The sequence below is a fragment of the Maribacter vaceletii genome, assembly GCF_003634105.1.
Lineage (GTDB): Bacteria > Bacteroidota > Bacteroidia > Flavobacteriales > Flavobacteriaceae > Maribacter_B > Maribacter_B vaceletii.
The window spans coordinates 816,081-828,638 of record NZ_RBIQ01000007.1; the positions used below are offsets into that span (position 1 = coordinate 816,081).

The following is a 12,558-nucleotide window of genomic DNA, read 5'->3' on the forward strand; positions in this document are numbered from 1 at the left end:
TTAGTAGTAAGGTTGTTTTATTAGTCCGACAAAATTTATATACTTTTATAAATAACTAAACCATATAAAATGGCTAATTCTCTGCTTTTTATACCTGATATTTCTGGATTTACAGAATTTATACAAACAACAGAAGTAGAACATAGCCAACATGTTATTGCCGAGCTATTAGAAGTTTTAATACAATCTAATACCGAAGAATTGCAACTTGCCGAAGTTGAAGGAGACGCTTTGTTTTTTTATAAGGAAGGAGAAGTGCCTTCGCAAGAAAGATTACTTGCGCAAATAGAATCTATGTTTATAGCATTCTACAGCCATTTAAAATTATTAAAAGAAAATAGGATTTGCCCTTGTAATGCTTGTGCAACAGCTCCCAATTTGCAATTAAAAATTATAGCACATTGTGGAGAAATACAATTTATTGAAGTACAAAGAAACCGAAAACCTTTTGGTAAAGAAGTAATTGAAGCACATAGAATGCTTAAAAACTCTGTAGATAGTGATAACTACGTTTTAATAAGTAAATCTTTAGCTTCTGAAATAGGATTGCCTATTTATTATTATAGCAAATTATTTAAATTTAGAGAAGGTGTAAATATTTACGATTCTAAAGAACTTACTTATATCTATGCTGTTATTAATTCTGAACTTTTACAACTTAAGCCTTTAAGATCTATAGAAAAGGTTATTTTGCCTAACCCTCCAAATTTAACCTATTCTAAAAATATTGAATTGTCTGCTGAAAAATTATATGAATATATTTCTAATTTTAAATACCGCTACTTATGGGTAAATGGAGTAGATAAATTTGAATACAATGAAAATGAAATTAATAGAAAAGGTACAGAGCATATTTGTGTTATAAAAGAAAAACACTTAGATTTTACCACTGTAGTAAAAGAAGTAAAAAAGGGACAATTAATTTATGGAGAATTCACTAAAAGCCCTCCAATAGTAGATACTTTCTATCAATTTTACACTATTACACCACTTTCTAAAGAAAAATCTAATTTAAAAATAGAAACTTACTGGTTTGTGACATCTCCAATTAAAAAAATTATAATTTTTTTAATTGCTAAAAGAAAAATTAACAAAACCGTTATACAGACCATGGAAAATATAATCAAATTAGCATCTATAACTTAAAAAACTAAACCTCTCTTTGCATTAGGCTTTCTCCAAATTCTCTAAGAACTTCTTTATTTTCTTTAGTAATTTGTAGTTCTTCTAAAACTTCAAATGCCTTTTGCGTATACTCCGATATTTTTTCTTTAGCATTTTCTACAACACCAGTTTCCACAAAAACCTCTTTAACGGTATCTATTTTATGTTTTGTATCATTTGGATGTATAGAATACAAATCTGTTAACTCTCTTATTTGCTCTTTTGTTCCTAACTCTAAGGCTTTTAAATATAAATAGGTTTTTTTATTCTCAATAATATCGCCACCAACTTGTTTTCCAAAAGTTTCAGGATTTCCAAAAGCATCTAAATAATCATCCTGTAATTGAAAAGCTATGCCTAGGTTTCTACCAAAATCGTAAATTCTATTTTGGTCTTCTGTACTTGCTTGTGCAATTATGCCTCCCATTTTCATTGCTGCACCAACTAAAACTGCTGTCTTATAATCTATCATTTTTAAATACTCAGAGATAGTTACATTATCTCTGGTTTCAAAATCCATATCATATTGTTGGCCTTCACAAACTTCTATGGCTGTCTTTGTAAATAATTGTGCTAGAGCCCTAAAGGTATCATTTTCATAATTTTCAAAAAGTTGGTATGCATTTATAAGCATTGCATCTCCAGAAAGTATTCCAGTGTTTATATCCCACTTTTCATGGACAGATGCTTTTCCTCTTCGTAAAGGAGCATCATCCATAATATCATCATGTACTAAAGAAAAATTATGAAAAACTTCTATTGCTAATGCTGCATCTAAAGCTTTTTTATAATCTACTCCAAAAATTTCTGCAGTCATTAAGGTTAAAACTGGTCTTAAACGCTTACCTCCCAATTCTAAAATATAGGATATAGGTTCATAAAGATTTACAGGTTCTTTGGTAATAATCTTTTTTTCTAGATAAGAAATAAATTCAGTACGGAAATAATCTACAGAATGCATGCTTGCAATTTTTTTTCAAAAATACGTCCATTTTATCAAATCTTCTTCAAGATAAATTACAACCTCTAAAAAGAAATATCTTTTCTCTTTTATATGATTTATAAAAATAAATGCAATAGTTTTAAAAAACTTCGTCTTTATAGACAACCAACCTAGGTAATTTACCAAATAAGTAATGCCAAACACTGAGAATAACAAAAATTTAAAGTTGTTTTTTAATAACGAATATGTTTCGTTAAAGGCATATGTACACTCTAAAATTAAAGACACAACAGATCGTGATGCAGAAGATATTATACAAGAAGTAGCTTTAAAACTTTTTTCCAGAACCGATAATTCTTCTCCTATTACTAACATTACAAGTTTTGTTTACCGCGCTATAAAAAATAAAATTATAGATACTATGCGTACCAAAACTAAAAGAATGTCTTTTGAGGAGCAAACAGAATTAAAACTACTAGAATTTTCGGAGCTTTTCTATGAAAATTCCTCTGATATATATTCGGATACTATTAAAATAGAATTAAAAAAAGCAATTAGTAATCTAAAACCCGAATATCAAAGCATTCTAATTGCGGTAGATTTTGAAGGATATAATTATAAAGAAATAGCAAATGAAACAGGAATACCTATAGGAACGCTAATGTCTAGAAGACATAGAGCATTATCCATATTAGCAAAAAAATTAGAAACTAAAAGACATATAAATTAAAAAATAAAATTATGGAACAGTATATAAAACATAAAATTAGAAGTAAAAATATAGGGACAATAATTGGTTGGGTTATTTTTGGAATATTTGCCGCAATAGCCCTTGCTATTCTTTTAGGCTACGGAATTATGTGGCTCTGGAACTGGCTAATGCCAGAACTATTTGGTCTTGCCACTATTGGGTATTGGCAAGCTATTGGGCTATTTGCACTCTCTAAAATTCTTATAGGAAGTATTGGTTGTGGTAGCAGCTCTGGCTCATCTAGGAGTAAAAAAAATAAGCCTTCTTCTAACAAGGATGATATGAATTGTAATGATTTTTCTAAATGGAAACAATATGACAAATTCTGGAAAGAAGAAGGAGAAAGTGCTTTTAACTCGTATTTAAATAAAGATTCTGTAGATAAAGAGCAGTCAGAAAAATAGTATATGTTAAAAAAAAGTAAAACTTTGGAAACTTTTAATGTTTTTAAAGTTTCCTTGACTTATATTTGCCACCTATATGAAAGAAAAAATTCTAGAAAAGGCGGCTGATATGTTTTTAAACTATGGGTTTAAAAGCGTTACGATGGACGATTTAGCGCAGGAAATGGCTATTTCTAAAAAAACTATTTATTCTCATTTTAAAAATAAAACAGAGTTAGTAAATGAAATTACTTCATCCCTATTTTGTTCTGTATCCGAAGGGATTGATGCTATATGTGCATTAGAAAAAAATCCTATTGAAGAGCTTTATGAAATAAAGAAATTTGTTTTACTGCACTTAAAAGGAGATAAAACTTCTCCCCAATATCAATTACAAAAGTATTATCCTAAAATACATGACTCCATAAAACAAAAACATTTTGAAGTCATGAATGAGTGCGTAATTGTTAATATAAAAAGAGGCCTAGAAATGGGAATTTACAGAGAAAACCTGAATATAGATTTTATTTCAAGAATATACTTCTCTGGTGTAACAAGCATTAAGGACTTAAATCTTTTTCCATCAAAGACCTTTAGTCCAGCTAAACTTATGAATGAATATTTAGAATACCACTTAAGAGGTATTGTAACCCCTAAAGGAAGAAAAATATTAAATACAATCATCAATTCAAATCAAGATTAAATGCAAACTAAATTAGTATTATTATTAACCATAGTCCTTTGTAATTTAGGGCTAGCACAAGAGAAAACATATAGCTTTACGTTAGACGAAGCTGTATCTTTTGCTCTAGAAAACAACTACAGCGCCATAAATGCAAATAGAGATATTATTGCTGCGCAAAAACAAAAATGGGAAACCATTGCTGGCGGTTTACCACAAATTAATGGCTCAATAAGTTACCAAAACCAGTTAAAACAGCCAGTTTCTTTAATTCCTGGAGAATTTGCTGGTGGTGCACCTGGTACATTTGTTCCTATTGTTTTTGGGCAAGCACAATCTGCTTCTGCAACAGCAACCTTATCGCAACAAATTTTTGATGGCTCCTATATAGTAGGCGTACAGGCCTCTAAAGTATTTTTAAATTATAGCGCTAATAACAAAGAAAAAACAGAATTAGAAATTCGTAAAGCAGTAACAGAAGCTTATGGTAATGTTTTGTTGGCGCAAGAAAGCATTGCTATTTTAGAAAAAAATAAAGAAACACTTTCTAAAACATTATTTGAAACAACCAAAATATTTGAAAATGGTTTAGGTGATGAAGAAAGTGTAGACCAATTACAAATTACCTTATCTTCTATAGATAACCAATTAAAAAATGCAGTTCGTCTTAAAGGTATTACGTTACAAATGCTAAATTTAGTTATGGGTATTGCTATAGATGCACCAACACAATTAGAAGATAATTTAGACGCTCTTACAGAAAAGCAGGTTAAGCCTAATTTATTAGAAACCAACTTAAATATAGATAACAATATAGATTATAAACTTGCTACAAATTTAAAGCAGCAACGTTTTTACGAACATAAACTTGCAAAAAGTAGAGCTTTACCTAGTTTAAATGCTTTTGTTAATTATGGCACTTCTGCTTTTGCAGATGATTTTAACTTTTTTAATAGTGAACAAAAATGGTTTAACTCCTCTATCTTAGGAGTAGACCTTAATATTCCAATTTTTAGTTCACTAAAAAGAAGTGCAAGTACGCAACGTGCAAAAATAGAATTAGAAAAAGCGAAAACGCAACTACAAGAAGCAGAACAACAGATACGCTTACAGTTAGAAAGTGCTAAGAGCAATTATATTCTTGCCATTGAAAATTATCAGACCACAAAAGATAATTTAAGTTTAGCAGAAAGAATTGAGAAAAAAAATCAAATAAAATATTTTGAAGGACTTGCTACTAGTTTTGAGTTAAGACAAGCACAAACCCAACTTTACAGTACACAACAAGAATATTTACAATCTATGATAGAAGTTATCAAAAAGAAAACAGAATTAGAAATTATTCTAAATACACAATCATAATCAAAAAACAACAATCAATAAAGACATTAAAAATGAAAAAAATAATCTACCTAACAGCCATTACAATAGTATTGTATTCTTGTGGAGGCAAACAAGAGCAATCTGTAGAAAGTACTATTGCATCACAAGATATTAACGCCATAAGAAATCTAAAAAGCTCGCTTTCTGAGAAGCAAATAGCATTAGATTTAGATATGAAACAGCTAGATTCTGTAATTGCTATTTTAGACAGTAATGAAAAATTGCCATTAGTAACAACCGTTGTTGCTAAAGAAAGTGTTTTTAATCACTTCTTAGAGTTACAAGGTAATGTTAAAACAAAACAGAATGTTTTAATTTACCCAGAAACTTCTGGCACATTACAACGTGTTTATGTAAAAGAAGGCCAAAAAGTAAAAAAAGGACAAATATTAGCATCTATAGATGATGGTGGTATGGCAAGCCAATTACAACAATTAAAGACACAAGCAGAACTTGCTAAAACGACCTTTGATCGCCAAAAAAGATTATGGGAACAAAAAATAGGCTCAGAGATTCAGTACTTACAAGCAAAGACTAATTATGAATCTTCGGAAAGTGCTGTTAAACAAGCACAAAGTATGTTTAGCAAATCTACTATTAGAGCTCCGTTTTCTGGAGTTATAGATAATGTAATAAAAGACCAAGGTACTGTTGTAGCTCCAGGCCCTGGATCAGAAGTGTTTCGTATTGTAAATTTATCTAATATGTATATAGAGGTAGATGTTCCAGAAACACACCTAAATAACATAAAAAAAGGAAAAGAAGCTATTGTATATTTTCCAGTATTAGGAGATACAGTATTAACAAAAGTTAGACAAACAGGTAATTTTATAAACCCTAGTAACCGCTCTTTTAGTGTAGAAATTCCTGTTGAAAATAAAACCGGAAACATTAAACCTAACTTAACAGCAAAAGTTAACCTTAATGATTACTCTAAAGATAATGCCATTTTAATACCACAAAGTATTATTTCTGAAAATGCAGAAGGGCAACAATATGTATATGTTGCAGAACAAAATGGAGAAAATAAAGCAAAAGCAACAAAACGTATTATAAATACAGGAAAAACACAAGAAGGACTAGTAGAAATTGTTAGCGGCATCACTAAAGGAGAGCACTTAATTAAAGAAGGTGCAAGGAATGTTAATGATGGTCAAAACGTACAAATCTTAAACGAATAAGTTTATGAGCAAGCAGAAAAAAAACGTCAATAAAGAATTTGGATTATCCTCCTGGTCTATTAATAATCCATCTGTAATTTATGTAATGATTGGGTTATTTTTATGGATTGGCCTTAAAGCATACTTTGCTATGCCTAGAGAAGACTTTCCTGAAATTGTAGAAACCAAAATATACATTAGCACACCTTATCCTGGTAATACTGCCGAGGATGTAGAACGTTTAATTACAGATCCTCTTGAGGATAGAATTAACAATGTAAGTAACGTTGTAAAAGTTACCTCTACCTCCCAAGAAGATTATTCTATAATTACAGTAGAGTTTGATGAGGAATTAACTGTAGAGCAAGCCAAACAAAAAATAAAAGACGAAGTAGATGGTGAAAAAGCAGGGGAAGACTGGCCTACTTTTAACAATGCTAAAGTAGAACCTAATATTTTTGATCTAAATCTCTCGGAATCTTTTCCTATTATGAATGTTAATTTTACAGGAGATTACCCTGTAGATAAACTAAAAGATTTTGCGGAGTATTTAGAAGATGAGATTGAAGACCTAGAAGAAATTAAAGAAGTAGATATTCTTGGTGCTCAAAAAAGAGAAGTAGAAGTTGCTGTAGATGTTTATAAAATGATGGCAGCTAAAATTAGTTTTCAAGATGTTTTAACAGCTATTAGCGGTGGTAATATGACCATGTCTGCAGGTAACATTAAAACCGGAGAGCAACGTAGAACCATTAGGATAATGGGTGAAGTTGTAGATCCACAAGAACTAAATAACTTTGTTGTAAAATCTGAAAACGGTGCTACCTACTTAAAAGACATTGCAAAAGTTTCTTTTGGCGAAGAAGAGAAAACCACTTTTGCACGTGAATTTGGAGAAAGCGTAGTAATGCTAGACATTAAAAAACGATCCGGTAAAAACATGATCGAAGCTTCTTCTAAAATTAGAGAAATTGTAAAAGAAGCTAAAGAAAATTACTATCCTAAAGATCTTAATATTTCTATTGTAAATGATTCCTCTGGAAGAACACTAAACCAAGTAGACGATCTTGTAAACAATATTATATTTGGAATTATTTTAGTAGTAACGGTTTTAATGTTTTTCTTAGGTTTCCGTAATGCCTTATTTGTTGGTTTTGCTATTCCTATGTCTATGTTCATGTCTTTCATGATTCTATCTCTGTTAGGCTACACCTTAAACACCATGATTCTTTTTGGAATGATTATGGGACTAGGTATGTTAGTAGATAATGGTATTGTAGTAGTAGAAAATGTATATAGATTAATGGACGAGGGAATGTCCAGAACCGAAGCCGCTAAAAAAGGTATTGGTGAAATAGCTTTCCCTATTATTATCTCTACACTAACAACTGTTGCTGCCTTTGTTCCATTAGGTTTATGGCCGGGAATTATGGGGCAATTTATGAAGTACTTTCCAATTACATTATCTGTAGTTTTAGGCTCCTCTTTATTTGTTGCTATTTTCATGAATTCCATGCTTGTTTCTCAATTTATGGAACTTGGAGAAAAAGTACTTAAAGTAAAGCAATTAATAAAAATTAGTGCTATTCTTGGTGGTTTTGGACTATTTATACTAGTCTTTGGCGGTGCAATGCGCGGACTTGGTTCAGTAATGATAGTTACAGCCATTATGTTTTGGGTATATAAATATGCGCTTAAAAAATGGGCCATTAGCTTTCAGAAAAACACAATGGTTAAATTTGAAAACTGGTATGAAAGAAGAATACAACACGCTTTAAGAGGGAAAAATGTATACTGGTATTTTGGAATTACTTTTCTTTCTTTAATTGCCGTTTTTATGCTTTTTGGTATGTCTGTAGGTTCTGGAAGAACCAAAATAGAATTTTTTCCAGACAATACGCCTAATGAGATTTATGCCTATATAGAATACCCACAAGGAACCTCTATCGAAAAAACAAATAAAATTACAAAGGCTATAGAAAAAAGGGTTTATGATGTTATTAATAGTGAACCATATATAAACGGAGACAGTAACTATTTAGTAGAATCTGCTGTTTCTAAAGTTGGCGAAGGAGCAGGTAACCCACAAACAGATGGCGGTTCCTCTGCGGAAATGCCACATAGAGGAAAAGTTACCATTTCTATGCGAGAGTATAAATATAGAGGCGGAAGAGATACCGAAGAGCTACGTGGAAAAATACAAACAGCTTTAAGAGGTATTTATCCAGGAGTTGCTATATCAGTAGAGAAAGATGCCGCTGGCCCACCAGCCGGATACCCTATAAACATAGAAATTGAAGGTAAAGACTATGAAGAACTTATAAATGCAGCAGAAGATGTTCGTAATTTTATAAATACTAAAAACATAGCTGGTATAGAAGAACTTAAGATTGATGTTAATAAGAGTAAACCATCTATGGAAGTATCTGTAGATAGAGAAAAAGCAGGTGAACTAGGTGTAACCGTTGGCCAAGTAGGACAGCAATTAAGGCGTTCTTTATTTGGTGAAAAAGCTGGTGTTTATAAAATTAATGGAGATGATTATGACATTAACGTTCGCTTTAACGAAGACATACGTTACAATAAAAGTGCTCTATTTAATCAAAAAATTATTTTTAGAGATCCTTCTAATGGGCAAATAAAAGAAGTTCCTGTTTCTGCTGTTGCAAAACAAAGAAACACTTCTGGGTTTAGTGCTATTAAACACAAAAATAAAAAACGAATAGTAACTATTTATTCTGGATTAAAACCGGGATTTACAGATGCTACAGTTATTGTTGCTCAGATTCAGAAAGAAATGGAGAGCTACAAAAAATTACCACAAGATGTTAAAATAGATTTTACAGGACAAATAGAAGAACAAAACAAGCAAATGGCATTCTTGGTAGGTGCTTTCTTTTCTGGCCTTGGTTTAATTATGTTAATATTAATATTTCAGTTTGGTGGTATTTCTAAACCTTTAATAATAATGATTGCCATTTTCCTAAGTTTCATTGGAGTATTTGGTGGTTTAATGATAACTGGTTGGTCTTTTGTTATAATGATGACCATGATGGGTATTATTTCCTTAGCTGGTATTGTAGTAAATAATGGCGTAGTACTTTTAGATTATACCCAAATTTTAATAGACAGAAAAAAGGTAACATTAAATATAGATGAAAAAGAGTTGCTTAATATGGAACAGGTAACAGATATTCTAACCAAAGGTGGTAAAGCAAGGTTACGCCCAGTAATTTTAACCGCAATTACAACAGTACTTGGTTTAATTCCGCTTGCAATTGGTTTAAACATAGATTTTTTCTCACTATTCTCTGAATTTAACCCAAAAATATATATGGGTGGTGATAATGTAATTTTTTGGGGACCTTTAGCATGGACTGTTATATTTGGATTAATAGTAGCAACCTTCCTAACCCTTATAATTGTTCCGGTATTATTTAATATTATATACCGTATAAAAATTGCAGTGAAAAGAAAGCCAAAAACAGCTACAAAAGAAATAGATATAGCTGTTTAATATATATTAAAAAAGCCTCTAACATATTATCTTTTAGGGGCTTTTTAATGTTTAAAATACCTAAAAAAGTCTTAGGGAAATTTTATAAGAAGCCCAAACCCTTTTTATAAGTTGCATATAAACATTACACCATAAAAAAAGCTCTTATTACCAAGGTAATAAGAGCTTTTATATAGTTAAAAACTTTTATTTATTTAAAACTACTGCTTCTGCATTATTCCATTGAATAACATTTGCAATTTGGTTATTAGAATAATCTACTTCACTAAGTCCTTCACCTTTCCAAAAAAACCATTTTCCAGTTTTTACACCATTTTCATATTGTCCCATGGCAATTTTTTTACCATTTTCATTATACATTTTCCACTCCCCGTGTAACTCTTTATCTACAAAATAACCAGTTTGAGAAACTTCTCCATTATCGTGGTAAAAAGTTGCTTTTACTATTTCTCCTTCTATTTCATAAGAAGGACTTTTATCTTGTGCATATATACTGACAGTCGCTATAAGTGCTAAAAAGAATATTGCTTTTTTCATAATTTTATATTTTTTATATACGTTATACTAACATTAACGTTACAAATATAGAAATATTTTACACAAAATCAACAAATACGTAACATTTAATTTACATTAAATTAACATTGAACACACAAGTATCTAATTATTAGCTAATTAACTATTTGACTCTTATTTACATTGGTCGGCATAATTAAATAAAAATCCGTTGTAATATAACCTACTAAATTGCTGATACTTCTTAAATTTGCCCTCAAAAGTAAAATATCATGTATAGGAGTCATACTTGTGGTGAATTAAGAGAGGAACATATAGAAAATAACATTACCCTATCTGGTTGGGTACATAAGACAAGAGATAAAGGTTTTGTTGTTTGGATAGATTTACGTGACCGTTTTGGAATAACCCAACTTATTTTTGATGAGGAAAGAACTTCTAAAGAGCTTTTAGAACAAGCTCGTAGTCTTGGAAGAGAGTTTGTAATTCAAATAAAAGGTACCGTTTTAGAAAGAGCCTCTAAAAATGCAAATATCCCAACTGGGAATATAGAAGTATTGGTACAAGAGCTAACTATTCTCAACGAGTCTAAAACACCTCCTTTTACCATTGAAGATGACACCGATGGTGGGGAAGATATTCGTATGAAATATCGTTACCTAGATATTAGAAGAAATATAGTAAAGAACAACCTTATATTTAGGAGTAAGGTTTCTATGGAAGTACGCAAGTACCTTTCCGACGGTGGTTTTATAGAAGTAGAAACTCCGTATTTAATTAAATCTACTCCAGAAGGTGCCAGAGATTTTGTGGTTCCTAGCCGTATGAACGAAGGGCAATTTTATGCCTTACCACAATCGCCACAAACCTTTAAGCAATTACTTATGGTAGGTGGCATGGATAAGTACTTTCAAATTGTAAAATGCTTTAGAGATGAAGATTTGCGTGCAGATCGCCAGCCAGAATTTACACAGATAGATTGCGAAATGGCATTTGTAGAACAAGAAGATATTTTAAATGCTTTTGAAGGTTTAACAAAACACCTTTTAAAAGAAATTAAAGGTATAGACATTAGTTCTTTCCCAAGAATGACATATGATGCTGCTATGGCCAAATATGGTAATGACAAACCAGATATTCGTTTTGGAATGGAGTTTGGAGAACTAAACGCTGTTGCAAAACACAAAGAATTTAATGTCTTTAATTCTGCAGAGCTAGTGGTAGGTATTGCAATACCAGGAGCAGCAACCTATACCAGAAAAGAAATAGATAAACTTATAGATTGGGTACGTAGACCACAAGTAGGTGCCAAAGGAATGGTTTATGTAAAATGTAATGAAGATGGTACTTTTAAATCTTCAGTAGATAAATTCTATGACCAAGAAGATTTAGCAAACTGGGCAAAAGTTACTGGAGCTAAAGCTGGCGATTTAATATGCATGCTTTCTGGAGATACCAATGCAACAAGAGCACAATTAAGTGCTTTACGAATGGAAATGGCAGAACGTCTAAACCTACGTAATCCAGAAGAGTTTGCTCCATTATGGGTAATAGATTTTCCTTTATTAGAGTTAGACGAGGAAACAGGAAACTACCATGCCATGCACCACCCATTTACATCTCCAAAACCTGGACAATTAGAATTATTAGATACCAACCCAGGAGCTGTAAAAGCAAATGCGTATGATTTGGTACTTAATGGTAATGAAATTGGCGGAGGTTCTATTCGTATTCATGATAAAGAAACGCAAGCAACTATGTTTAAGCATTTAGGGTTTTCTCCTGAAGAGGCAAAAGCACAATTTGGTTTTTTAATGGATGCTTTTCAATATGGCGCTCCTCCTCATGGTGGTATTGCTTTTGGTTTAGATAGATTAGTTTCTATTTTAGGCGGACAAGAAACCATAAGAGACTTTATTGCTTTCCCTAAAAACAATAGCGGACGAGATGTTATGATAGACGCCCCTGCTCCTATTGATAAGGAACAATTAAAAGAACTGCGGTTACAACTAAACTTAGAGTCTTAATATTATAAAATCCTGCTAATTAGCAGGATTTT

At 31.4% G+C, this 12,558-nt stretch carries 10 protein-coding genes; 8 read left to right on the forward strand and 2 right to left on the reverse strand.

Going from position 1 to position 12,558, the window contains the following annotated elements; genetic code table 11:
• Positions 1-69 precede the first annotated feature (69 nt).
• Positions 70-1,146, forward strand: a complete 1,077-nt coding sequence (locus CLV91_RS03285; RefSeq protein WP_121063936.1) for a DUF2652 domain-containing protein — start codon at positions 70-72, stop codon at positions 1,144-1,146.
• 4 nt (positions 1,147-1,150) lie between these two features.
• Here the strand turns inward: CLV91_RS03285 and CLV91_RS03290 are convergent, their stop codons facing one another.
• Entirely contained in the window at positions 1,151-2,125 is a 975-nt protein-coding gene (locus CLV91_RS03290) for a polyprenyl synthetase family protein (RefSeq protein ID WP_121063938.1), read from the reverse strand.
• A gap of 175 nt (positions 2,126-2,300) precedes the next feature.
• Between CLV91_RS03290 and CLV91_RS03295 the strand changes: the two genes are divergently transcribed.
• From CLV91_RS03295 to CLV91_RS03320, 6 genes are all read left to right on the forward strand, one after another.
• Positions 2,301-2,837, forward strand: a complete 537-nt coding sequence (locus CLV91_RS03295; RefSeq protein ID WP_121063939.1) for an RNA polymerase sigma factor — start codon at positions 2,301-2,303, stop codon at positions 2,835-2,837.
• 11 nt (positions 2,838-2,848) lie between these two features.
• Complete coding sequence (locus CLV91_RS03300) at positions 2,849-3,262, forward strand: hypothetical protein (RefSeq protein ID WP_121063941.1); 414 nt, start codon at positions 2,849-2,851, stop codon at positions 3,260-3,262.
• A 76-nt stretch (positions 3,263-3,338) separates the two neighbouring features.
• Positions 3,339-3,944 carry a TetR/AcrR family transcriptional regulator gene (locus CLV91_RS03305; RefSeq protein WP_121063943.1) on the forward strand — a complete coding sequence of 202 codons (606 nt, stop codon included), beginning with the start codon at positions 3,339-3,341 and terminating at the stop codon, positions 3,942-3,944.
• Positions 3,945-5,285, forward strand: a complete 1,341-nt coding sequence (locus CLV91_RS03310) for a TolC family protein (protein WP_121063945.1) — start codon at positions 3,945-3,947, stop codon at positions 5,283-5,285.
• 32 nt (positions 5,286-5,317) lie between these two features.
• Positions 5,318-6,487 carry an efflux RND transporter periplasmic adaptor subunit gene (locus CLV91_RS03315; protein ID WP_121063947.1) on the forward strand — a complete coding sequence of 390 codons (1,170 nt, stop codon included), beginning with the start codon at positions 5,318-5,320 and terminating at the stop codon, positions 6,485-6,487.
• A gap of 4 nt (positions 6,488-6,491) precedes the next feature.
• The gene (locus CLV91_RS03320) at positions 6,492-9,983 is read left to right on the forward strand and encodes an efflux RND transporter permease subunit (protein WP_121063949.1); all 3,492 of its coding nucleotides are present in this window, start codon (positions 6,492-6,494) and stop codon (positions 9,981-9,983) included.
• A gap of 186 nt (positions 9,984-10,169) precedes the next feature.
• On the opposite strand, the gene CLV91_RS03325 is transcribed toward CLV91_RS03320, so the two are convergent.
• On the reverse strand, positions 10,170-10,520 hold the full coding sequence (locus tag CLV91_RS03325; protein WP_121063951.1) for a toxin-antitoxin system YwqK family antitoxin: 351 nt from the start codon (positions 10,518-10,520) through the stop codon (positions 10,170-10,172).
• Positions 10,521-10,771: 251 nt separating this feature from the next.
• Between CLV91_RS03325 and aspS the strand changes: the two genes are divergently transcribed.
• Positions 10,772-12,526 (forward strand): aspartate--tRNA ligase, encoded by a 1,755-nt coding sequence (gene aspS, locus CLV91_RS03330; RefSeq protein WP_121063953.1) that lies wholly within the window; start codon positions 10,772-10,774, stop codon positions 12,524-12,526.
• Positions 12,527-12,558: the final 32 nt, after the last annotated feature.